The 22,510-nt window shown below is 63.9% G+C and carries 25 protein-coding genes; 9 read left to right on the top strand and 16 right to left on the bottom strand.

Going from position 1 to position 22,510, the window contains the following annotated elements; genetic code table 11:
- Positions 1-76: 76 nt before the first annotated feature.
- The gene (locus AWT76_RS01260) at positions 77-757 is read left to right on the top strand and encodes a DUF1045 domain-containing protein (RefSeq protein WP_072244357.1); all 681 of its coding nucleotides are present in this window, start codon (positions 77-79) and stop codon (positions 755-757) included.
- Here AWT76_RS01260 and phnN read toward each other — a convergent pair.
- The 7 genes from phnN to phnG all read right to left on the bottom strand — a co-directional run bounded on the left by phnN (position 732) and on the right by phnG (position 5,822).
- Positions 732-1,277 carry a phosphonate metabolism protein/1,5-bisphosphokinase (PRPP-forming) PhnN gene (gene phnN / locus AWT76_RS01255; RefSeq protein WP_072244356.1) on the bottom strand — a complete coding sequence of 182 codons (546 nt, stop codon included), beginning with the start codon at positions 1,275-1,277 and terminating at the stop codon, positions 732-734. The two genes, AWT76_RS01260 and phnN, sit on opposite strands and share 26 nt — an antisense overlap.
- Positions 1,274-1,960 carry a phosphonate C-P lyase system protein PhnL gene (gene phnL, locus AWT76_RS01250; RefSeq protein ID WP_072244695.1) on the bottom strand — a complete coding sequence of 229 codons (687 nt, stop codon included), beginning with the start codon at positions 1,958-1,960 and terminating at the stop codon, positions 1,274-1,276. The genes phnN and phnL overlap by 4 nt, the downstream gene beginning before the upstream one ends.
- A gap of 63 nt (positions 1,961-2,023) precedes the next feature.
- Positions 2,024-2,794 carry a phosphonate C-P lyase system protein PhnK gene (gene phnK, locus AWT76_RS01245; protein ID WP_072244355.1) on the bottom strand — a complete coding sequence of 257 codons (771 nt, stop codon included), beginning with the start codon at positions 2,792-2,794 and terminating at the stop codon, positions 2,024-2,026.
- On the bottom strand, positions 2,791-3,630 hold the full coding sequence (locus AWT76_RS01240; RefSeq protein WP_072244354.1) for an alpha-D-ribose 1-methylphosphonate 5-phosphate C-P-lyase PhnJ: 840 nt from the start codon (positions 3,628-3,630) through the stop codon (positions 2,791-2,793). The genes phnK and AWT76_RS01240 overlap by 4 nt, the downstream gene beginning before the upstream one ends.
- A gap of 103 nt (positions 3,631-3,733) precedes the next feature.
- Complete coding sequence (locus AWT76_RS01235; RefSeq protein WP_072244353.1) at positions 3,734-4,822, bottom strand: carbon-phosphorus lyase complex subunit; 1,089 nt, start codon at positions 4,820-4,822, stop codon at positions 3,734-3,736.
- Positions 4,822-5,385, bottom strand: a complete 564-nt coding sequence (gene phnH, locus AWT76_RS01230) for a phosphonate C-P lyase system protein PhnH (RefSeq protein WP_072244352.1) — start codon at positions 5,383-5,385, stop codon at positions 4,822-4,824. Before phnH ends, AWT76_RS01235 begins: the two co-directional genes overlap by 1 nt.
- Positions 5,385-5,822 carry a phosphonate C-P lyase system protein PhnG gene (phnG, locus tag AWT76_RS01225; protein ID WP_072244351.1) on the bottom strand — a complete coding sequence of 146 codons (438 nt, stop codon included), beginning with the start codon at positions 5,820-5,822 and terminating at the stop codon, positions 5,385-5,387. The genes phnH and phnG overlap by 1 nt, the downstream gene beginning before the upstream one ends.
- 89 nt (positions 5,823-5,911) lie before the next feature.
- On the opposite strand from phnG, the gene phnF reads away from it, so the two are divergent.
- From phnF to AWT76_RS01210, 3 genes are read left to right on the top strand one after another with little or no spacing between them, the layout of a single operon-like run.
- On the top strand, positions 5,912-6,649 hold the full coding sequence (gene phnF, locus AWT76_RS01220) for a phosphonate metabolism transcriptional regulator PhnF (protein WP_072244350.1): 738 nt from the start codon (positions 5,912-5,914) through the stop codon (positions 6,647-6,649).
- 49 nt (positions 6,650-6,698) lie between these two features.
- Positions 6,699-7,880, top strand: coding sequence for an alpha-D-ribose 1-methylphosphonate 5-triphosphate diphosphatase (locus AWT76_RS01215; RefSeq protein ID WP_072244349.1), 1,182 nt, complete (start codon positions 6,699-6,701; stop codon positions 7,878-7,880).
- Between the two features lie 4 nt (positions 7,881-7,884).
- Complete coding sequence (locus AWT76_RS01210) at positions 7,885-8,433, top strand: NUDIX domain-containing protein (RefSeq protein ID WP_072244348.1); 549 nt, start codon at positions 7,885-7,887, stop codon at positions 8,431-8,433.
- Positions 8,434-8,440: 7 nt separating this feature from the next.
- Here the strand turns inward: AWT76_RS01210 and AWT76_RS01205 are convergent, their stop codons facing one another.
- The 7 genes from AWT76_RS01205 to phnD (AWT76_RS01175) all read right to left on the bottom strand — a co-directional run bounded on the left by AWT76_RS01205 (position 8,441) and on the right by phnD (AWT76_RS01175) (position 14,434).
- Positions 8,441-9,073, bottom strand: coding sequence for an LbetaH domain-containing protein (locus AWT76_RS01205; protein WP_072244347.1), 633 nt, complete (start codon positions 9,071-9,073; stop codon positions 8,441-8,443).
- The gene (locus AWT76_RS01200) at positions 9,073-9,720 is read right to left on the bottom strand and encodes an SDR family NAD(P)-dependent oxidoreductase (RefSeq protein WP_072244346.1); all 648 of its coding nucleotides are present in this window, start codon (positions 9,718-9,720) and stop codon (positions 9,073-9,075) included. The genes AWT76_RS01205 and AWT76_RS01200 overlap by 1 nt, the downstream gene beginning before the upstream one ends.
- Before the next feature lie 71 nt (positions 9,721-9,791).
- Positions 9,792-10,649, bottom strand: coding sequence for a phosphonate ABC transporter, permease protein PhnE (phnE, locus tag AWT76_RS01195; protein ID WP_072244345.1), 858 nt, complete (start codon positions 10,647-10,649; stop codon positions 9,792-9,794).
- Entirely contained in the window at positions 10,646-11,566 is a 921-nt protein-coding gene (phnE, locus tag AWT76_RS01190) for a phosphonate ABC transporter, permease protein PhnE (RefSeq protein WP_072244344.1), read from the bottom strand. Before phnE (AWT76_RS01190) ends, phnE (AWT76_RS01195) begins: the two co-directional genes overlap by 4 nt.
- A 1-nt stretch (position 11,567) precedes the next feature.
- The gene (gene phnC / locus AWT76_RS01185) at positions 11,568-12,389 is read right to left on the bottom strand and encodes a phosphonate ABC transporter ATP-binding protein (RefSeq protein WP_072244343.1); all 822 of its coding nucleotides are present in this window, start codon (positions 12,387-12,389) and stop codon (positions 11,568-11,570) included.
- A 91-nt stretch (positions 12,390-12,480) separates the two neighbouring features.
- Positions 12,481-13,404, bottom strand: a complete 924-nt coding sequence (phnD, locus tag AWT76_RS01180) for a phosphonate ABC transporter substrate-binding protein (RefSeq protein ID WP_072244342.1) — start codon at positions 13,402-13,404, stop codon at positions 12,481-12,483.
- Positions 13,405-13,507: 103 nt separating this feature from the next.
- Positions 13,508-14,434 carry a phosphonate ABC transporter substrate-binding protein gene (gene phnD, locus AWT76_RS01175; RefSeq protein WP_245638742.1) on the bottom strand — a complete coding sequence of 309 codons (927 nt, stop codon included), beginning with the start codon at positions 14,432-14,434 and terminating at the stop codon, positions 13,508-13,510.
- Positions 14,435-14,796: 362 nt separating this feature from the next.
- Here phnD (AWT76_RS01175) and AWT76_RS01170 point away from each other — a divergent pair, with 362 nt between their 5' ends.
- The 5 genes from AWT76_RS01170 to AWT76_RS01150 are packed head-to-tail and all read left to right on the top strand — an operon-like array spanning position 14,797 to position 20,719.
- On the top strand, positions 14,797-15,297 hold the full coding sequence (locus AWT76_RS01170; RefSeq protein WP_245638741.1) for a formate dehydrogenase subunit gamma: 501 nt from the start codon (positions 14,797-14,799) through the stop codon (positions 15,295-15,297).
- On the top strand, positions 15,294-16,802 hold the full coding sequence (locus tag AWT76_RS01165) for an NADH-ubiquinone oxidoreductase-F iron-sulfur binding region domain-containing protein (RefSeq protein WP_072244340.1): 1,509 nt from the start codon (positions 15,294-15,296) through the stop codon (positions 16,800-16,802). The genes AWT76_RS01170 and AWT76_RS01165 overlap by 4 nt, the downstream gene beginning before the upstream one ends.
- On the top strand, positions 16,799-19,705 hold the full coding sequence (gene fdhF / locus AWT76_RS01160; protein ID WP_072244339.1) for a formate dehydrogenase subunit alpha: 2,907 nt from the start codon (positions 16,799-16,801) through the stop codon (positions 19,703-19,705). Before AWT76_RS01165 ends, fdhF begins: the two co-directional genes overlap by 4 nt.
- Entirely contained in the window at positions 19,705-20,523 is an 819-nt protein-coding gene (gene fdhD / locus AWT76_RS01155) for a formate dehydrogenase accessory sulfurtransferase FdhD (RefSeq protein ID WP_072244338.1), read from the top strand. The genes fdhF and fdhD overlap by 1 nt, the downstream gene beginning before the upstream one ends.
- Positions 20,513-20,719, top strand: coding sequence for a formate dehydrogenase subunit delta (locus AWT76_RS01150; protein ID WP_072244337.1), 207 nt, complete (start codon positions 20,513-20,515; stop codon positions 20,717-20,719). Before fdhD ends, AWT76_RS01150 begins: the two co-directional genes overlap by 11 nt.
- Positions 20,720-20,728: 9 nt before the next feature.
- Here the strand turns inward: AWT76_RS01150 and modC are convergent, their stop codons facing one another.
- Positions 20,729-21,814, bottom strand: a complete 1,086-nt coding sequence (gene modC / locus AWT76_RS01145; protein WP_072244691.1) for a molybdenum ABC transporter ATP-binding protein — start codon at positions 21,812-21,814, stop codon at positions 20,729-20,731.
- Positions 21,814-22,509 carry a molybdate ABC transporter permease subunit gene (modB, locus tag AWT76_RS01140; RefSeq protein WP_072244336.1) on the bottom strand — a complete coding sequence of 232 codons (696 nt, stop codon included), beginning with the start codon at positions 22,507-22,509 and terminating at the stop codon, positions 21,814-21,816. Before modB ends, modC begins: the two co-directional genes overlap by 1 nt.
- Position 22,510 lies beyond the last annotated feature (1 nt).

The following is a 22,510-nucleotide window of genomic DNA, read 5'->3' as shown; positions in this document are numbered from 1 at the left end:
AAGATGGTTTCGTGCGTCATGGCGCTGTCATGCGGTCATGCCACGACATGGCCACGCAAGTGACAGGACCAATGCCATGCCCGACCATTTCAGCCGATACGCGGTTTTCTACGCACCGCCCGAAGGCAGCGATTTTGCCGCCGCCGGCGCGCGTTGGCTGGGCTGGGATCCGGCAGCAGGACAGGACATGCCGCATCCCGATCTGGGCCTTGATCTGGCGACCGTCACGCGCACACCGCGCAAATACGGGCTGCATGGCACATTGCGCGCGCCCATGCGGCTGGCAACCGCGCCCGCAACCTTCCTCGACGCGGTCGAGACCTTTGCGCAAAAGCAGCCGCCGGTGCTGTTGGGCAAATTGCGCCTGCGCGTTCTTGGCGGTTTTCTGGCCATCTTGCCCGACCCGCAAGGCCCAACGCTGGAAACGCTGGCCGCCGATTTGGTGCGCGCGACCAATCCGTTTCGCGCAGCGCTGTCGCAGGCCGATCTGGACCGCCGCCGCGCCGCCGGGTTGACCCCGCACCAAGACGCGCTGCTGACGGAATGGGGCTACCCGTTCGTGATGGATGAATTCCGCTTCCACATTACCCTCAGCGGCAAGCTGGACGATGCCACGATGCGCGACCTGTTCCGCGCCGCCGATGCGTGGTTTGGCCCAATTCTGGCAGAGCCGCACGAGATATCCGAACTTGCCGTGTTCGGCGAGGATGAATCCGGTCGCTTCCATCTGCTCAGGCGCTTTGCGCTGACAGGTTGAGTGCGCGTAACATCTGCGCCAGCGCATCTTCCAGCGACCCATCATTGAAAATGACATGCGCGTCCTTGGGCGGGTCCAGTGCGGCGCGCTTCAAACGCGCGGCGATCTCTCTGGCGGTTTCGCGCCCGCGCGCCTGCAACCGCCGGGCCAGCGTTTCCGGTGTGGCGGTAATCATCAGCACCTCGGCCTGCGGGTAGCGCGCCTTGATCGCGGGCAATGCCCCCCGAGAGCCGTTGAACACCACCATGCGCCCGGCAGCCAGCGCGCCGTCTATCGTGGCCGGGATGGCATAGCGCAAGCCATGGGCGGACCAATGCACGGCGTAATGCCCCAAGGCCAGCCTTGCGTCGAAAAGGGCCTCGCTGACCGCATCATGATCTTCGCCCTTGGCCCCGGCGGCGCGCGTGATGACCCGGCGCGCCACGACAATCTCGGGGCAATGTTCGGCCAGCGCGCCGATCAGCGTGTCTTTGCCCACGCCCGAAGGGCCGACCACGACCACAAGCCGCCCCGCGCTCATGCTGCCTGCCCCTTGGGTGTAAAGGCTTGCACATCGACCTCGCGGTCGCACACGGCCTGCCTTGCGGCCAGATCGTGGAAAATACCAAGAATCGCGGCCCCGCTTGCCTTGGCCTCTGAAATCAGGTCCAGAACCACCGCGCGGTTTGCGGCATCCAGACTCGCCGTCGGTTCGTCCAGCAACATGACCGGCCAGTTATGGATAAAGCCGCGGGCGATGTTCACACGCTGCTGTTCGCCGCCGGAAAAGGTCGTCGGTGACAACCCCCACAGGCGCTGGGGAATATTCAACCGCGTCAGCATTGCCTCGGCCGCCGCGCGGGCCTCTGGCTCTGGCATACCTTGCATGGCCAAGGGTTCGGCAACCACGTCCAGCGTAGGGACACGCGGGATCACCCGCAGGAACTGGCTGACATAGCCCAGACGGTCACGCCGCAGCGCCAGAACATCGCGCGGCGCGGCGCCGTTCAGCTCTACCCCCGCCACGCGGATCGACCCGGTGTCGCAGCGGTAATTGCCCCAGATCATCCGCATCAGGGTGGATTTGCCCGCCCCCGACGCGCCAGTCAGCGCCACGCATTCGCCCGGCCCAACATGCAGGGACGCCCCCGACATGACGGGCAAGACCGTCCCGCCCTGATTGTGCAACACGAAACGTTTACCAGCATCCGTGACGTTTATCATCGTCCCCATTCCTTCATCTTGCACCAAATACTCATGGGGCATCGCGTGGCATCTGCCCTGCCCTCAGACATTCAGCACCGAACTGACCAAGAGCTGCGTGTAACCATGTTGCGGATCGTCCAACACTTGGTCGGTCAGACCCTCTTCAACGACATGGCCGTCCTTCATTACCATCAAGCGGTCGGCCAGCAGCCGCACCACGGCCAGATCATGCGTCACGATCACCACCGACAGGCCCAACCGCCGCACCAGACCGCGCAGCAGGTCCAAAAGCCGCGCCTGCACGCTGACATCCAGCCCGCCCGTGGGTTCATCCATGAAGACCAGCCTTGGCCCGGTCACAAGGTTGCGCGCGATCTGCACACGTTGCTGCATCCCGCCGCTGAAGGTGCTGGGGCGGTCATCCATGCGGTTCGCGTCAATTTCCACGCGGGTCAGCCAGTCTTGCGCCTGCCCGCGAATGTCGCCGTAATGGCGCGCGCCGACCGCCATCAGCCGCTCGCCCACATTGCCACCGGCGCTAACCCCCATGCGCAGCCCATCGCGCGGGTTCTGGTGCACGAAGGCCCAGTCGGTGCGGGACAGCCATCGGCGTTCGGGGGCGGGCATTTGCAGCGTGTCGCGCGGGCCGTGGTCGCGCGTGTCGAAAATCACCTGCCCCGCATCGGGGGCCAGATGCCCGGCAAGACAGTTCAGCAAGGTCGATTTGCCCGATCCGCTTTCACCGACAATGCCCATCACCTCGCCCGGCCACAGATCGAACGACACATCGCCGCAGCCCAGATGCGCGCCGTAACGTTTGGTCAGGTTTTTTACTTGCAAGAGCGGGGTCATGCGCTGCCCTCCTGCACGCGGGTTGCGCAATAATCAGTGTCGGAACAGACGAACATCCGCCCGCCCGCATCATCGGTGATTACCTCGTCCAGATAGCTACCCGCGGCGCCGCAGATCGCGCAATCCTGCCCCGCGGCCTTCGACGGTGTGAAAGGGTAATCCTCGAAATCGAGGCTCTCGACCCGTGTAAAAGGCGGCAGCGCATAAATGCGGCATTCGCGCCCTGCGCCGAACAACTGAAGCGCGGGCGACATGTGCAGCTTCGGATTGTCGAATTTCGGAATGGGCGACGGGTCCATGACATAGCGCCCTTCCACCTTGACCGGGTAGGCATAGGCGCGGGCGATCTCGCCATGCCGGGCGATGTCCTCATACAAGCGCACCTGCATCAGCCCGTAATCTTCGAGCGCGTGCATGACACGGGTTTCAGTCTCTCGCGGTTCCAGAAAACGCAAGGGTTCAGGGATCGGCACCTGAAAGACAAGAATCTGCCCTTCGCGCAAGGGCGTTTCCGGTATGCGGTGGCGCGTCTGGATAACGCTCGCTTCTGCCGTGGCTTCGGTCGTGGCCACGCCTGCAACTTTTTCAAAAAAGCTGCGGATCGACACCGCGTTGGTCGTGTCATCCGCGCCTTGGTCGATCACCTTCAGCGTGTCCTCGGGCACCAGACAGGCGGCTGTCACCTGCACACCGCCGGTGCCCCACCCATAGGGCATGGGCATTTCACGGCTGGAGAACGGCACTTGGTAGCCGGGAATGGCGACCGCTTTCAGCAGCGCCCGGCGGATCATCCGCTTGGTGGCTTCGTCCAGATAGGCGAAATTATAGTCGGTCATGGGCACACCTGTCGGCCAAATGGTGCAACCGCGCGCCCTTGCGGCGCGGGGTGGGCGGGTGGGCGCGACGCAAGGGCGCGCAGGCAGGGCAGCACCGGGGCGTTCATTCTGCCGCCTCTGGCACGGCATCTGCCCCGGCCTCGCGCCGTAGCTTGCGCACCAGTTCCAGTTCTGCCTGGAAATCGACGTAATGCGGCAGCTTGATATGCTCCAGAAATCCGCTGGACTGGATGTTGTCGCAATGCGACAGCACGAATTCCGCGTCCTGCGCGGGCGCTCCCGACAGGTCTTCGCCCAGCTCTTCGGCCCGCAAGGCCCGGTCCACCAGCGCCATCGAAATCGCCTTGCGCTCGGACTGCCCGAACACCAAGCCATAGCCGCGCGTGAACTGTGCAGGCTGGGTCTTTGACCCTTGGAACTGGTTTACCGTCTCGCATTCCGTCAGGGTGATTTCGGCAAATTCTATGTCAAAGCCCAGTTCCGGCAGATGCGCCGCAACCCGCACGACCCCGATGCGCAATTCGCCCACGAAAGCATGGTTGCGCCCGTAGCCGCGCTGCGTGGAATAGGCCAGCGACAGCAGGAACCCCTCATCCCCGCGCGCCAGCGCCTGCAAGCGCAGCGCACGCTCGGCGGGAAAGGCCAGCGGGTCGCGGGTCAGGTCCGGCACCGCGCCCATGGCTTGAGGTTCGGACTGCATCAGCCCTTCGCCGCCCAGATGGCTCAGGATATGCGGGGCGGGGTCCAGCCCGGTCTCGGCCTGCGGCGCGGGCGGCACGTCACGGCCCTTTGCCAGCCCGAAATCCAGCAGCCGATGCGTGTAATCGAAAGTCGGCCCCAGAACCTGCCCGCCCGGTGCATCCTTGTAAGTGGCAGAGATACGGCGCGACAATTGCATCTTGTCCGTCTGCACCGGCACACTGGCCCCGAAACGCGGCAAGGTGGTGCGAAAAGCGCGGATCAGGAAGACAGCTTCGATCGTGTCGCCCCGCGCCTGCTTCAGCGCCAGCGCGGCCAAGTCCGGGTCATATAATGACCCTTCGGCCATCACCCGGTCCACCGCCAGCGCAAGTTGTTCGCGGATCTGGTCCGCGCCCATTTCCGGCACCTCGCGGTCGCCGCGCCGCGCCTCGTCCAGCCAAGCATGGGCGTTGGCAATGGCGCGTGCGCCGCCTTTGACAGCCACATACATCAGCTATCCCCCAGTTTGGTCGTGCGCGGCAGGGCCGCCAACTGCGCACCGCTTGTGAACAGAAAATCCAGCCCCAAGGGGAAGCGCGCGGCATTGCCGCGCAAAGCGCCGGCGTCGGGCAAGGACAGATATGCGGCCGTTTCAATGCCCGGCCCGGTCAAGCGCGTGCCGTTCGGCACCAAGGCGGGCATTTCAACAATCAGCGTGGCAGAGCGGTCGGGATAGTCGGGTGCGCCTTGGCGATAGGCTGTCAGCGGTCCAAGCGCGCCCCATGTGCCCAGCGCGAAGGTGGCATCTTCCGGGCCAACCAGCGGCGCCGCCAGATGAAAGGCCACCCAGTCGCGCAAGGGGCCGCAATCATGCGCGCCCGCCAGATGCAGCGGCGTTGTCGCATCGGCCAAGGTTAGCAGCGCCACGCAGGCGGCTTGCGAACAGGGCGCGGGCGCAGCGGGGCCATCCAACGTGACTATGCGGCCGGGATGCGCCATCGCATCCAACACCATGCGAAAGGCGCGGGCGGCATCGGTTGCGGGCTGGTCGAAACCAGGGGTCAAACCATCCATCACGCTTCCCCCCGAACCATGGTAAAGAAATCGACCTTGGTGGCGGCGGCCCGTTTTGCGCGCGCCGCTTGCGCCTGCGCCTCGGCCTCGCGCAAGGGCGTCAGAACCCGCACGGCCAGATCGTTGTGCGCAGACGTTTGCAAAAGCGCATCCAGCAGCGCCGCGCGCTCAGCCTTGCGCGCATCCAGACCCTGCACCAGCGCGTGACCGACCGTGCCGCAGCCCAGCCGGACAGATGCGCGCGTCACCGTGACTTCGCCCAGATTGAACGCGGCCCCAACGGCACCGGCGCGGCCCTGCACCATCATGCTGCCCTGCTCGGGGCGACGAAGCCAGTCGAAGGCCGGGGCCGGGTCGGGCCAAAGCCTGTCCAGCATGGGACCGGGCGCGCGGGCCAGCAGGCCCATCCAGTCGCGGCGCGGTTCGGATTCGGTCATTGTCAGGGCTTTCCGCATATTATAGACAACTAGACAAATACGCGAAGTATTCCTTGCCTTCAAAGGATTTTTTGTGAAAGTTTCACGACATGGAAAAACCTGAACCGCTGTGGCTGGCCATACATGACACGTTGCGCGACGAGATTGCGCGCGGGCAGTGGCGTGCGGGCAGCCGCCTGCCAACAGAGGCCGATCTGGCGCAGCGTTTCGGGGTCAACCGCCATACCGTGCGCCGCGCGCTGGCCGCCTTGGCAGAGGCCGGGCTGGTGCAGGCACGCCGGGGTGCGGGCGTGTTCGTACGCGCGGCGGAACGCTTGCCCTATCGCATCGGGCCACGCACCCGGTTTCACCAGAACCTTTTGGACACGGGCCGCGCCCCGTCCCGGCGCATCCTGCACACCGCGCTTGCCCGCGCGACCGAGGTTGAAGCCGATGCGCTGTCCCTGCGCCCCGATGCCCCCCTGCATGTGGTTGAAGGCATCAGCCTTGCCGATGACCAACCGGTGTCGCTGTTTCGGTCTGCCTTTTGCGCCACGCGCTTTCCCGAACTGGGCCGCCACCTTGCCAGCGGCGATTCTATAACGCGGGCGTTGCGCGCGCTTGGCGTGCCGGATTACACGCGCAAATCCACCCGCATTTCAGGCTATGCCGCCGATGTGCTGCAAGCCCGCCACCTGGAGATCGCGCCGGGTGACATGCTGCTGCTGTCAGAGGCGATCAATATCGACCCCGATGGCCGCCCGCTGGAATACGGACGCACATTTTTTGTTGCAGCAAGGGTCGATCTGGTTTTGGACGGGCCAGAAACTGGTGCCATTGTCGCATAAGGTTCATATGCTTGGCCTAAGCCCCGGCTTAAAGCTGAAGGACCGTCCAATGACCACCCTGCCTGACCTGCGCCTGACCGGCGCACTTTGCCTTGTTGGCAGCACGCTGGAAGACACTGACATTGCCCTGTCCGGCGAACAGATCGTTGCGCCCAGCACCCAGATGCAGACATTGGACCTGACCGGCTACTGGGTGCTTCCCGGCATCGTGGACCTACATGGCGACGGTTTCGAGCGGCATATCCGCCCGCGCCCTTCTGCCCCGTTCGACAAGCGCGCGGCCCTTTTGGCAGCCGATACCGAGCTTGCCTGCCAAGGCGTGACCACCGCTTGGTTCGCGCAAAGCTGGTCATGGGAAGGGGGCGCGCGGTCCCCGGACGAAGCGGTCGCCCTGCTGGACGCACGCCGCCAGATCGCGCAGCGGCTGGGCACCGATATCCGCATCCAGTTGCGGTTCGAAACCCATATGCCGCGTGACCATGCCGCGCTGATGGCCGTGGTGCGCGAGTATCACCTTGATTACATCGTGTTCAACAATCACCTGCCCGAAGCGTTGGACATGGCCCGCAACAAGCCGGACCGCTTCGCGATCTGGGCCGGGTCAAACGGGCACACACCCGACACGCTGCTGGCGATTGTCGAAGAGGCGCACAAGGCAGACCCCGACATCCCCGCCTTCCTGACAGGGCTGGCCGCCGATCTGGTGGCCGCAGGCGTTACGCTTGGGTCACATGACGACCCGGACCCGGAAACCCGCGCGTTTTTCCGGGGTATCGGCGCGCAGGTGTGCGAATTCCCAACCAGCGTGGCCGCCGCGCAAGCCGCACGCGATGCGGGCGAACCGGTGCTGATGGGCGCGCCGAATATCGTGCGCGGCGGGTCACAGTCGGGCAATATTGCCGCAATGGACCTTGTCGAAGAAGGGCTGTGCGACGCGTTGATCTCGGATTACTACATCCCGGCGCTGGCACAGGCGGCTTGGGCCATTGCCGATGCCCGCGCGCTGTCTTTTGCCCATGCGTGGGAGATGATCTCGACCGCGCCTGCGCGTATCATGGGGCTGACGGATCGTGGCCAGTTGCGCCCCGGTCAGCGCGCCGATCTGGTGGTGATGAACCCCAATACCCGCCGGATAGAAGCCACGATCGCGGGCGGTCGCATACAGCACGCGACCAGAGATGTCGCACGCCGTTTGATCGCACCCGCTTATTCCGTCATGGCCGCGCAGTAACCCAATGAGCTACGCTGCCGCGATCACCCAGGAATTGCGCCATATCCGCCCCCATGACCTGCTGGAATTGGACCATCTTGGGCGCGCGCAGGCTTGGGTTGCCTCTGGCGCGCCGCTTTGTCGGCTGCGCCCGCCCGCCACACCGCCCATGCATCTGGTCAGCTATTTTCCGGTCATGGACCATGGCTATATCCTGCTGGGCGCGCATATCACATCTGGCCTGTGGCTGCCGCCTGGCGGGCATGTGGACATGGGCGAACACCCGCGTGACACGGTGCGCCGCGAATGCATGGAAGAGCTGCGCACCCCTGCCCGCTTCCTGCAAGCCACGCCGTTGTTCCTGACCATTGCGGAAACCATTGGCGCGCAGCCGCATGAGGACGTGTCGCTCTGGTATGGGCTGCAAGGCGATTGTAGCCGCCTGCCCGATTACGACCCGCGCGAATATCGCGATATGCGCTGGTTCCGGTTCAATGACGCCCCGTTCGACGATAGCGACCCGAACCTTGAACGCTTTTTGCTCAAGATCTCAGAGATGTCGCGCGCGGCATAAGCTGCGGTCAATGCAGCAACACCTCTTCATATTTTTCCAAGAAGGCTTCGGCCTCTAGCGTGCGAAAATCACCCAGCGCCATTTGCAAGCGGTTATGGTCCCAATCCCACCACGCCAAATCAACCAGACGCCGGGCCACCTGCTTGGAAAACCGGCGGCGCATCTTCTCGGCGGGAACACCCACCACGATGGTATAGGGGGCCACGTCGCGCGTGACCACGGCACCTGCGCCCACCACGGCGCCCGTGCCGATGGTCACTTCCGGGCGGATGATTGCACCATGTCCGATCCAGACATCATGGCCGATGGTCACACGCCGCGCGCGGCGCTTGGCGAAGAACGCCTCATCCGGGGCCTCGTCCGGCCAATACATGTCGGACCGATACAGAAAGTGGTGCAGGCTTGCGCGGTCCATAGGGTGATCGGTCGGGCCGATCCGCACATTCGCGGCGATATTGGTGAATTTGCCGATGCTGGCATTGGCAATATCGCAGCCCCGCGCACAGTAGCTGTAATCGCCCATCGTGGTGTTCAGGATCACAGAGCCTGCTCCAACCTCGGTATACGACCCAAAGTCACTATTCGTGATGGTGCAATCAGGATGGATCAACGCCCCTTCCGGTGAAAGCTGTCGCGTCATCAGAATTCCCTCTGCTCACCGGTCCAGCGCAGGAACTGTCCGGTCTGTGTTATGTCCAGTCTGGCAGCAAGGTCCAGCACCCCGCTTGCGACCGATTCCGGGTCTTCTTCGGCCTCTGGCCCGCCCATATCGGTGCGCACCCAGCCGGGATCTATCAGCAGCACTGCAATGCCGCGCGGGCGCAGATCAGTGGCCAGCCCCTGCATGACCTTGTTCACCGCCGCCTTGGAGGCACGATAAGCGATGCGGTCGGATTTCGCATAACCCATCCACGCCATCTGGCTAGAGATGGTCAGAATTCGCCCGCCCGCCTGCATGGCAGGCAGCACCGCCTGCGCCATCGCCAAAGGGGCAAGCGTGTTGACCGCGAGTGTCTCGGCAAAGCCTGCGAAATCCATGTCCAGCGTGGCTTGGCGCGCGGGGCCGATGATACCGGCATTGTTTATCAGAACATTGACCTTTCGCAGCCCGGCGCAAACCCGCGCCAAACTGTCCAGATCGCGCATATCGGCGACCAGTTCCGCAGCGCCAACGGGTGCATCGCCAGCCTGCCGCACAGTGGCCGTCACCTGCCAACCGCGCGCCAGCGCACCCACAGCCATGTTGCGCCCAATGCCACGCGCAGCGCCAGTTATCACGATATGCATGTCATCAACTTCATCTTGCCAAGATACTCCCGGCGAAGGCTTCCGCCGGGAGCAACTCTTGCGTGGCTGGCCTAGTGCCCGCGCTCGCCGATGAAGCGCTTGCGGATCAGGCCCGAGCCCCAGTCGATGATCGCGATCACCACCAGCACGTTCAGCACCACGAAGGCGACCTGATCGAACAGGCCCGCGCGGAACCGCTCGATAATAATCATCCCGATCCCGCCTGCGCCCACCAGCCCCAGAATGGTGGCCGAGCGGGTTGAGGATTCGAACGAATAGAGCGACAGCGAGATGAACACCGGCAAGATTTGCGGCAGATAGCCATAGCGGATGATCCGCCCGGTATCGGCCCCGGTGGCGCGCACGCCCTCGACCTGCTTGCGGTCGATATTTTCGATCGCTTCCGAATAGAGCTTGGCAAGGTTGCCCATATCCGAAATCCAGATCGCCAATACCCCGGCCAGTGGCCCCAAGCCCACAGCGCGCACGAAGACAAGCCCCCAGACAACTTGGTCAATGCCGCGGAACACGTCCAGCAAGCGGCGCACGGCATGGCGCACAGGGCCGACCGGCATTGTGTTCCGCGCTGCGAAGAATGCCAGCCCCAGCGCAAAGATCGTGCCCAGCAGCGTGCCCACGAAGGCCATGGCAATGGTCTGCGCAATACCTTTGTAGATATTGGCATATTGCCATGTCGCCATGTCCTGCCAGATCACCATGCGCGACAGCAATTGCACGGCGCGGTCGGCATTGTTCAAAAGCTTGTCGATCTCGAAAAAGCCCAGCGACCAGACAATGTAGATCACCACGAACGCCCAGCTTGCAGCCCTTAGCGTGGTGACCAGCGGATCGCCGAATGCCTTGGGGTTGCGCTTGCGGGCCGCGTCGATATCGGCTTGGGATATGGCGGCAAAACTCAGCGTGCTCATTTCAAAGCCTCCTTGCCGATAAGGGTATGGCGCGCGCGTTCGGACAGAAGGTCGATGACCGTCACCAACAGCACGACCAGCAGCAACACCGCCGTTACACGGTCATCCGAGTAGAAGCTGATCGTGTGGCTCAACTCCGTCCCGATCCCGCCGGCGCCGACAAAGCCGACAACGGCAGACGCGCGGACATTGATCTCGAACCGCCACAGCGCGTAGGATGTGAAATTCGGCAGAACCTGCGGCAGAATGCCGTAGCGCATCTGCTCGAACCACGATCCGCCCACGGCTTTCATGCCGTCCACAGGGCGCATCGACGCATTCTCGACCACTTCGGAAAACAGCTTGCCCAATGCGCCCGCCGCGTGAATGGTAATGGCCAGAACACCGGCCAGCGGCCCGATGCCAACCCAGAACACCAGCACCAGCGCGAACAGAATTTCCGGCACGCCCCGGCAGAATTCCAGAAACCGGCGCGCAATGGCGCCGACCATGGGGTGCGGCGTGGTGTTGCGCGCGGCCAGAAAGCTCAGGATCACCGCCAGCCCCGTCGCCAGCAGCGTTGCGGTCAGCGCCATCAGGATGGTTTCCCAGATCAGCGTGACGTATTTCCAGAAATCGTTGTACCAAAACCCGATAGAACCTGCGGGGAACCGCCCGGCCTCGTTACGGCTTTCCAGCAGAACATCCATCTGGAGCGATGGCATAACCGTGCCGAAATATTCAAAGATCCGCGGCACGCCCTGCGCCAGCCGTTCCGGCGTGAAATTGGCAATCCAGATGGACCAGGCCAGAAAGGCAAGGAACAGGACCAGCAGCAGGATATTCGCCGCCATCCGGTCACGGATCAATTGCGCGCGGTGGCGCTCGAACAATGCGACGGGGTCTTGCCCGCCGGGGTTTTGCGTTAGGTCGGCCATGTCAGTTCACCACGCGCGGGGCGTCTGCCAAGGGCTTTTCAGCCGGGCGCAGCGCGGTAGAGGTCATGGCCTCTGAAAACGCTTCTTCGGCCTCTGCACCGTAAATTTCGCGCGCGGCCTTGTCGGTCAGTTGTTTGGCGGTGCCGTCGAATACGATCACGCCGTCCTGCATCCCGATAATGCGGTCGCAATACTGGCGCGCGGTGTCCAGCGTGTGCAGGTTGCAGATCACCGTCAGCCCGTCTTCCTGGTTGATGGCGCGCAGCGCGTCCATCACCACCTTGGCGTTCAGCGGGTCGAGGCTGGCGATGGGTTCATCGGCCAGCATGATGCGCGGTTCTTGCACCAGCGCCCGCGCGATTGCCACGCGCTGCATCTGCCCGCCCGACAGCGTGTCGGTCTGTTGCAGCGCCACATGCGCCATGCCCAGCCGGTCCAGCGCGCGAATAGCAAAGGCGCGTTCCTTGGCGGAAAACAGGCCCAGCATGGATGTGGCGAAGTCGTGGTGGAACAGCCGCCCCGACATGACATTGGTCAGCACGTTCAGACGGCCCACAAGGTTGAACTGCTGGAACACCATGGCGCATTCGTTGCGCCATTGGCGCAGCGCGCGGCCCTTCAGCGCGGTAATATCGCGCCCGTCGAACAGCATCTGCCCACCAGAGGGTTCGTTCAGCCGGTTTATCATGCGCAACAGCGTGGATTTGCCTGCGCCCGAGCGCCCGATAATGCCGACCATCTGGCCGTCGGGAATGGTGAACGTGGCGGGCTTCACAGCGACATTGTCGCGGAATTGCTTGGTCAGGCCCTTGAATTCGAGCATGGGGGTCTCTCCTGTCGGCGGCGGGGGGATGGCCGCGAAAACGACGGCAGGCCCCCGCATCCGGCAGGGGCCTGCAACTGGGTGGTTGATCTTAGCGCGACCCGGCCAATTCGGCCTCGCGCATGGCGACAATGCCTTCGTAGAAGCTGTGATCGACTTCGGCATAGCCATTGCCGTCACCGCCCACGGTGTCGGCGTAGCATTCGGGATGGTTGTCCTTCATGCCCAGCATGAAATCGACCGCCAGTTGGCGCGCCTCTTCCGGCAGGTCGTTGCGCATCACGGTCGGACCGTTCGGGATCAGGCTGGATTGCCAGACAATGTTCAGGTCATTCATGTCCAGCAAGCCATTGTCCACCATGCGGCGCAGGTTGCCACGGGTGTAGCCTTCGGACGCATCGCCCATCATCGAGGACCAGGTCACGCCCGCGTCATACTGGCCTTGCAGCACGGCGATCACGGCCTGTTCATGCCCGCCACCGAAGCCGGTAGAGCCGAAATACTCTTCGTCATTGATGCCCGCACGGGTCAATTCGGCGCGCGGCACAAGGTAGCCAGAGGTCGAGTTCGGGTCGGCATAGGCCATGGACTTGCCTTGCAGGTCTTCCATCGTGGTCAGGCCACTATCGGCGCGCGTGTAGATCACGGCGTAATAGCCCAAGCTGTCATCGACATTCTTGGTGGTCAGGACGGGCGACACGGCGTCGGCGTCTTGCAGGTAAATGCCCGCATAGGCCGACGCGCCCAGACCGGCCTGATGCAACTGGCCTGCCAGCAGGCCCTGCATGACACCGGCATAGTCAGAGGCCGGGAACAATTCGACCGGCACACCCAGCGTTTCCGACATCAGGTCGGCAAAGCAATCGTAGCGGCGCAGGCGGTCAGCTTCATTCTCGCCGCCAAGCAGGCCGATATTGTAGGTGCCGATGGTGTTGCGCCAATCGGCGGCAGCCGGGGCGACAGAGGACAGAAGAACAGCGAGCGTGGCAGCGACGCCGGTGAAGGTCTTGGTCATGGTGTTCGTCCTTTTTGGATGGATGAAGATCAGACCCCCGCAACTCTCCCCCCGCGCGGGCCATGAAAAAGGGCGGCCCCTTGGGACCGCCCTTTGTTCTTGGTTAGCGAGAGCCGCGCAGCTCTTCTTCGCGCATGGCGACAACACCTTCGAAGAAGCTGTGATCCACCGCGACCCAGCCTTGGCCTTCGCCGAAGGACACGTCGTAATAGCACTGGGGGTCGGTTTCCAGCTGGTTGGCCAGGTAGTCGCTGACGATGTCCTTGACTTCCTGCGGGATGTCCTTGCGCACAACAACCGGACCGTTCGGGATGACCGGGCTTTCCCAGATGATGTTCAGGTCGGACATCTCCAGCAGGCCGTTGTCGATCATGCGACGCAGGTTGCCACGGGTGTAACCTTCGGACGCTTCGCCCTGGCCAGAGGCCCAGGTCACGCCGGCGTCGTACTGGCCCTGAAGCACGGCCACAACGGCCTGCTCGTGACCACCGCCAAAACCGGTGCGGCTGAAGAATTCTTCGTCATTGATACCAGCGCGCTTCAGTTCGAAACGCGGCACCAGGTAGCCCGAGGTCGAGTTCGGGTCGGCATAAGCCAGCGACTTGCCTTCCAGCTGCTCGATCGAGGTGATGCCGCTATCAGCGCGGGTATACATTGCCGCGATGTAACCGGTGGAGCCATCGGCCTCAGCCGACACGAAAAGCGGCTCAACCGCTTCGGGGTCTTGCAGGTAGATACCGGCATAGCCCGATGCGCCAAGGGCAGCATATTCCAGCTGACCGGCCAGCAGGCCCTGCATCACGCCCGCGTAATCGGGGGCGGGGAACATCTCGACCGGAACGCCCAGACGCTCGGACAGAGCGGTCGCCAAGCATTCGTTGTTGCGCAGGCGGTCGGCTTCGTTTTCGCCACCCAGCAGACCAATGCGGAACACCGGCAGGTCTTCGCGCCAATCGGCATGTGCGGTCATGGGAAGAGTGCTCAGCGCGGTGGTCGCAGCCAGCACCATGGCAAGGGCTTTAGATTTCATAGGTGATCTCCCGATCATAGCAGCATATGATTCCGCGTTGTGCGGACCGCCACTAAATGACAGCGCCGTGTGACAGAACGGCGTATCATTTGTGAAACTTTCACGAACCATGACCGGTTAGCCGGGCTGTTAGCGCTGGCCTTTGTGCAGCGCGACACAAACGCGTCACAATGAGGGGCGCAGGGCGTTGCGGCGCATTGGGCAATGCGCCCTTGGCAGCCGGGTGCCAGAATGTCGCATCTGCACCGGCGATTCACCGCCACGAAGACCTGATGTCGCAACATCGCGCCTTGATAGGCGTTGCCTATCTAAACACGCATCAAAAATATTGATTTCCGAATGATGCGCAGGTGAAATGGGGCATGATACTCAGACAAGGCCAAGCCATGACACCCGCCACGCCCCAATCTGTCGATGCAGAGATTTCCGCGATCATAGCGGAGCATCTTAGCCTTGAGGGTCCGTTATTGCCGCTTTTGCATGGGCTTCAGGAGGTGTTTGGGCATGTTCCTGTGGCGGCGCATGGACCGATTTGCGCGGCGCTGAACATATCGAAGGCGGAATTGCATGGGGTTCTGAGCTTCTACCATGATTTCCGCGAGGCACCTGCCGGGCGGCATGTGGTGAAGATTTGCCGGGCAGAGGCGTGTCAGGCCATGGGCGGCGCGGCCTTGGCGGAGAGCGTGCTGGCCAAGCTGGGGCTGGACTGGCACGGCACCTCGCGCAATGGGGCGGTCACGATCGAACCTGTCTATTGCCTTGGGCTATGCGCCTGCGCGCCTGCCGTGATGGTGGATGACCGGGTGGTGGGGCGCGCTGACGCGGCCAAGCTTGACGCGCTGTTGGCGGAGGCAGGCGCATGAAGATTTACGTTCCCATGGACAGCGCCGCCAAGGCGCTTGGCGCGGAAGATGTGGTCGCGGCCCTGCGCGCCGCCGCCCCTGACGCGCGGATCATCCGCACCGGCACGCGCGGGATGATCTGGCTGGAACCGCTGATCGAGGTCGAGGTTGACGGGGTGCGCCATGGCTTTGGCCCGGCGGAACCGGGCGACGTGGCGGGCATTCTGGATGGCAGCAGCCCCAAGGCGCTTGGCCCGGTCGAAGATCTGGACTGGATGCAGCGCCAGACCCGGCTGACCTTCGCGCGCGTGGGCGTCATCGACCCGCTGTCGCTGGCCGATTACGAGGGCCATGGCGGGCTTGCGGGCCTGCGCCGCGCGCTGGCGATGACCGGTCAGCAGATCGTGGACGAGGTGAAGGCCTCTGGCCTGCGCGGGCGCGGCGGGGCGGGCTTTCCGACCGGCATAAAGTGGCAGACCGTGCATGACGCGGACGCGCCGCAGAAGTACATTGTCTGCAACGCCGACGAGGGCGATAGCGGCACCTTCGCCGACCGTATGGTGATGGAAGGCGACCCGTTCACCCTGATCGAAGGCATGGCGATTGCGGGCTTGGGCGTGGGGGCCACGCGCGGCTATGTCTACCTGCGCTCGGAATATCCCGATGCCATCGCGGTCATGCGCCGCGCGGTCGCGATTGCGCGCGCGGCGGGCGTCTTGGGGCCGGATGTGCTGGGATCGGGCCGCGCCTTTGACATGGAAATCCGGGTGGGTGCGGGCGCCTATGTCTGCGGCGAGGAAACCTCGCTGCTGAACAGTCTGGAAGGCAAGCGCGGCGTGGTGCGCGCCAAGCCACCGCTGCCCGCGCTGGAAGGGTTTCTGGGCCGCCCGACCGTGGTGAACAACGTCATCTCGCTGGCGACCGTTCCGGTCATCTTCGAGCGCGGCGCGGCGTTCTATGCCGATTTCGGGCTGGGCCGGTCGCGCGGCACGGTCACCTTGCAGATTGCCGGGAATGTCGCGCGCGGCGGGTTGTTTGAAACCGCCTTCGGCATCTCCGTGGGCGAGGTTGTCAATGACCTTGGCGGCGGCACCGCAACCGGCCACCCGGTCAAAGCCGTGCAGGTGGGCGGGCCGCTTGGCTCTTACCTGCCCGTGTCGAAATTCGGCGCGCAGCTGGGCTACGAGGAACTTGATTCAGAGGGCGGTTTGCTGGGCCATGCCGGGCTGGTGGTGTTCGACGACCGCACCGACATGCTGGGCATGGCGCGGTTTGCGATGGAATTCTGCGCCGTGGAGTCCTGCGGCAAATGCACGCCCTGCCGCATAGGTGCTGTGCGCGGGGTTGAGACCATCGACCGGATCGCGCAAGGCGACCCGGCTGCGATTCCGCTGTTGACGGATCTGTGCGCGACCATGAAAGACGGTTCGCTCTGCGCGCTGGGGGGCTTTACGCCCCTGCCCGTCCTGTCCGCGCTGAACCACTTCCCCGACGATTTCGCCCGCGCGAAGGAGGCCGCTGAATGAAAGATTTCATCATCCCCCCGATGGACTGGAAAGACGAGCGCGACATGGGCACGCCCGCCAAGCAAGGCGCGCCGGTCACGCTGTCGATTGACGGGATCAACGTGACGGTGCCCGAGGGCACATCGGTGATGCGCGCGGCGGCCGAAGCCGGCATCCAGGTGCCGAAACTCTGCGCCACAGACAGTCTGGAAGCGTTCGGGTCGTGCCGCTTATGCGTGGTCGAGATCGAGGGCCGTCGCGGCACGCCCGCGTCCTGCACCACGCCCGTCGCCCCCGGCATGGTCGTGCGCACGCAATCCGACAATGTGCGCAAAATCCGCCGCGGCGTGATGGAGCTCTATATCAGCGACCACCCGCTGGATTGCCTGACCTGCTCGGCCAATGGCGATTGCGAATTGCAGGATATGGCGGGGGCCGTGGGCCTGCGCGATGTGCGTTATACCGCGCCGACAGGCGGCATGGCTACGCATTTCGCGCCCCGCAATACATCGGGCGAAGCCAACCCCGAATGGCGCCCCAAGGATGACAGCAACCCCTATTTCAGCTACGACCCGGCGAAATGCATTGTCTGCAATCGCTGTGTGCGCGCCTGCGAGGAAGTGCAAGGCACCTTCGCGCTGACCATCGAAGGGCGGGGCTTTGACAGCCGCGTGTCCTTTGGCGCGAAAACCGACGACGCGCTGGCGTCTGACTGCGTGTCTTGCGGCGCTTGCGTGCAGGCCTGCCCCACCGCGACGCTGCAAGAGAAATCCGTGATCGAGATGGGCACGCCGGATCGGTCCGTCGTGACCACCTGTGCCTATTGCGGCGTGGGCTGTTCTTTCAAGGCCGAGATGCAGGGCGACCAGCTTGTGCGCATGGTGCCCTACAAGCACGGCAAGGCGAACCGCGGCCATAGCTGCGTAAAAGGGCGGTTTGCCTATGGCTATGCCAGCCACCGCGACCGCATTCTGAACCCGATGATCCGCGACCGGATTGACCAGCCGTGGCGCGAAGTGTCATGGGACGAAGCGCTGGGATTCGCCGCCGACAAGATGCGCGGCATTCAGGCCCGCTATGGGCAGAAATCCATCGGTGTCATCACCTCGTCGCGCTGCACCAATGAAGAAACCTACTTGGTGCAGAAACTGGCCCGTGCGGTGTTCGGCAATAACAACACCGACACTTGCGCGCGGGTCTGCCATTCGCCCACCGGCTATGGCTTGGGCCAGACCTTTGGCACAAGCGCCGGCACGCAAGACTTTGACAGTGTGGAACACACGGATGTGGTCATCGTGATCGGCGCGAACCCGACCGATGGGCACCCGGTCTTTGCCAGCCGCCTGAAAAAGCGGCTGCGCGCGGGCGCCAAGCTGATCGTGATCGACCCGCGCCGGATTGATCTGGTGAAATCGGCACATGTGAAGGCCGCACACCACCTGCCCCTGCGCCCCGGCACCAATGTGGCGGTGGTCACGGCGCTGGCGCATGTCATCGTCACCGAAGGGCTGATGGATGAGGCGTTCATCCGCGCGCGCTGCGACTGGGACGAGTTCCAGGACTACGCCGCCTTTGTCAGCGACCCGCGCCACAGCCCCGAGGCCATTGAGTTGCTGACGGGTGTGCCGGCCGCAGAGCTGCGCGCCGCCGCGCGCCTGTTTGCCACCGGCGGCAATGGCGCGATCTATTACGGGCTGGGCGTGACCGAGCATAGCCAAGGCTCCACCACGGTGATGGCGATTGCCAATCTTGCCATGCTGACGGGCAACCTGGGCCGTCCCGGTGTGGGCGTGAACCCGCTGCGCGGCCAAAACAACGTGCAGGGCGCCTGCGACATGGGATCCTTCCCGCATGAGCTGCCGGGCTACCGCCATGTGAAAAACGACGATGTGCGCGAATTGTTCAAATCGGTCTGGGGGGTCGAGATCGACCCGGAACCGGGCCTGCGCATTCCCAACATGCTCGATGCCGCCGTGGATGGCACGTTCAAGGGCCTGTATTGCCAAGGCGAGGACATCCTGCAATCCGACCCCGACACCAAGCATGTCGCGGCTGGCCTCGCGGCAATGGACTGTGTGATCGTCCATGACCTGTTCCTGAATGAAACCGCGAATTATGCGCATGTGTTTCTGCCGGGGTCTACCTTCCTTGAGAAAGACGGCACCTTCACCAATGCCGAGCGCCGCATCAACCGCGTGCGCGAGGTGATGAAACCCCGCAATGGCTATGCGGATTGGGAGATTACCCAGATGCTGGCCAATGCGATGGGGGCGGGTTGGTCCTACATGCACCCAAGTCAGATCATGGATGAAATCGCGCTGACCACGCCCAGCTTTGCCGGGGTAAGCTATACGCTGCTGGAAGAAAAAGGGTCGGTCCAGTGGCCCTGCAACGAGGCGCACCCCGATGGCACACCGCTGATGCATGTCGACGGCTTCGTGCGCGGCAAGGGGCGGTTCATTGTCACCGAATACGTCGCCACCGATGAAAAGACCGGACCGCGCTTTCCGCTGTTGCTGACCACGGGACGGATCCTGTCGCAATATAACGTAGGTGCACAAACCCGGCGGACCGAGAACGTGATCTGGCACGAGGCCGATTTGCTGGAAATCCACCCGCATGACGCGGAAAATCGCGGGCTGAAAGATGGCGATTGGGTGAAGCTGGCGTCCCGCTCTGGCGAAACCGCGCTGCGCGCCAAGATCACCGACCGTGTCAGCCCCGGCGTGGTTTACACCACCTTCCACCACCCCGACACGCAAGCCAATGTCATCACCACGGATTATTCCGACTGGGCCACGAACTGCCCGGAATACAAGGTGACGGCGGTGCAGGTCAGCCCCTCGAACGGGCCGACCGAGTGGCAGGAGGATTACGCCGCGCAAGCCGCGCAGGCGCGCCGCATCCTGCCGGCGGCAGAGTGATGGCCCCGCGCCCCCATAGCAGCCAGTCCGGCCTGTCGGTGCAATCCGACCGGACCGTGGCGGTGCACCGCAGCTTGCCAGAGGAAGTGGCGGTCGCCATGGTCTTTGACGGGTCGAGCGCGGCGGTCATGATGGCCACGCCCGCCGATCTGCAGGACTTCGCCACCGGCTTTGCCCTGTCCGAAGGGATTGTCACCGCGCCCGACCAATTGGACGGGTTCGAACTGGCCGAACACCCGAACGGGCTGGAAGCCCGCTTCTGGCTGCGCGAGGACCGGGCCGAGGCTTTGGCCGCGCGCCGCCGCTTCATGGCCGGACCTGTGGGCTGCGGGTTGTGCGGAATTGACAGCCTTGATGCTGCCGCGCGCGCGTTGCCGCTGGTGGGCGACGGCCCGCGCTTTACCCGCGCCGAAGTCGCTTGCGCCACCGATAGACTGCGCGACCAGCAACCCCTGCATGACCAGACCCATGCCACCCATGCGGCCGGGTTCCTGCTGCCGGGCCAAGGCATCACCTTCGTGCGCGAGGATGTCGGCCGCCACAACGCGCTCGACAAGCTGATCGGCGCGATGGCCCGGCAGGGGACCGACGCAAGCGCGGGCGCTGTGGTCATGACCAGCCGCCTGTCAGTCGAACTGGTGCAAAAATGCGCCATCGCGGGCGTGACCACGCTGATCGCCGTCTCCGCCCCCACCGCCCATGCGCTGCGCTTGGCCGAGGGCGCAGGCATGACCCTTGCCGCCTTCGCCCGTGGCGGCGGCTTCGATCTATACGCCCACCCTCACCGCATTATTGACGGGGTTCCCGATGTCGCCTGAAAAAATGGTCCGCATGGCCAACCAGATCGCAACCTTCTTCAAAACCCAACCAAACGAAGACGCCCCCGCCCGCGTCGCCGCCCATATCACCGATTACTGGGAACCGCGCATGCGCAAACAACTGCGCGACTATGTCAACCAAGGCGGCGAAGGGCTCGACGAAATCGCACAGCGCGCCGCCCTCCTAACACGCTGACATCACAAACTAAAACACCAATCCAATGTCAAAGGCTGCGACCGCAACACTTTTGATAACCGCATGAACCCGCATACCGGGTGCCAGCGCCATGGCCGTGGCAGAGCGCCGCGTAATCCGTGCCAAGACCCGGCCCGCCGCGGTATCAAGCGCCACGATCGCGCCGGGACCATCGCCCGCGCGCATCTCGGCAATGGTGCCGGGCAGGATGTTCAGCGCCGACAAGCCCTGCGGCCGCTCGCACGACAAGATCACATCATGCGCGGCGATGCGAATGCGCAGGCTGCTGCCGGGTGCTGCGGCCACTTGCGGCAGAAATAGGGATAGTCCGCCTGCCTGCAATTCGGTCAAACCGTCTTCGTGGTGGCGCAGGACCCGCGCGGTCAGAACCGCGCCCACATCGCGCGCACCGCCGGGGCGCAAGTGAGGATCGCCCAGCACATCTGCCGCCGGGCCTTGCGCCACAACACGGCCCGCATCCAGCACGACCACGGTTGTTGCCAGCCGCGCCACTTCCGATGCGGAATGGCTGACATATAAAATCGGCACCGAGACTTCGTCGCGCAGCCGTTCGAAATAGGGCAGAATTTCCGCCTTGCGGGCCTCGTCCAGCGCGGCAAGGGGCTCATCGGCCAGAATAAGGCGCGGTGCCGACAGCAAGGCCCGTCCAATGGCCACGCGTTGCTTTTCGCCGCCCGACAATGCAGCCGGGCGGCGGTCCAGCAGCGGGCCGATGCCCAGCATCTCGACCACGCGCGCGGTGTCTTCGCGCAGGGCATCTTTCGGCGCGAACCATGCGCCATAAGCCAGGTTCTGGCGCACGGTCAGATGCGGGAACAACCGCCCTTCTTGAAACACATAACCCAGACGGCGCTTATGCGGGCGCAGGCGGACGCCCTTGGCCGTGTCCAACAGCACCCAGTCGCCCGACGCGATGCAGCCTTGATCGGGCATCAACAGCCCTGCGACCGCGTTGACCAACGTGGTCTTGCCCGACCCGGACCGCCCGGACAGCACTGTCACGCCCGGCGGGGCCTTGAAGGCAACATCCAGCGAAAAGCCCTTGAAGGCATGTTTGACGGCAACCTCCAGCATCATACCCCCCCGACCCGTTTGGCGACGCGCCGCGCCAACACTTCGGACAACAAAAGCGCCCCCATCGCCACGATAACAGACACGATTACCAGTTTCACCGCTGCGCCCTCGCCCCCCGGCACTTGCAAAAAGGCGTAGATGGCCGAGGGGATGGTGCGGGTCTGCCCGGGTATGTTGGAAACGAAGGTGATCGTTGCGCCGAATTCGCCCATCGCTTTTGCAAAAGCAAGGATCGCGCCCGCGATAATGCCGGGCAGCGCCATGGGCAGGGTGACGGTCAGAAACACCCAGATGGGCGGCGCGCCCAAAGTCGCGCTGGCCTGTTCCAGCTTGGGGTCGATTGCCTCTATCGACAGGCGAATGGCGCGCACCATCAGCGGAAAGGCCATGACGGCGGCGGCCACGGCGGCCCCGGTCCAGCGAAAGGCCAGGACAATGCCCCAATCGGCCAGAATGCTGCCCACCGGGCCTTGTGGCCCCAAGGTCAGAAGCAGCACATAGCCCGTGACCACGGGCGGTAAGATCAACGGCAAGTGGACAATGCCGTTCAGAAGTTGCTTGCCCGGAAAGGACCAGCGCGCAAGTGCAAAAGCCACCCATATGCCAAGCGGCAGGCTGACCAGCGTGGCCCAGAAGGACACGCGCAGCGACAGCGCAACCGCCTGCCATTCCGCTGGGCCAAGCCAATCTGTCACG

Origin of the sequence: Roseibaca calidilacus (assembly GCF_001517585.1) — a bacterium.
GTDB classification, from domain to species: Bacteria; Pseudomonadota; Alphaproteobacteria; order Rhodobacterales; family Rhodobacteraceae; genus Roseinatronobacter; species Roseinatronobacter calidilacus.
The sequence above is the reverse complement of the archived record's forward strand: the minus strand, read 5'-3'. Positions and strand labels throughout refer to the sequence as shown.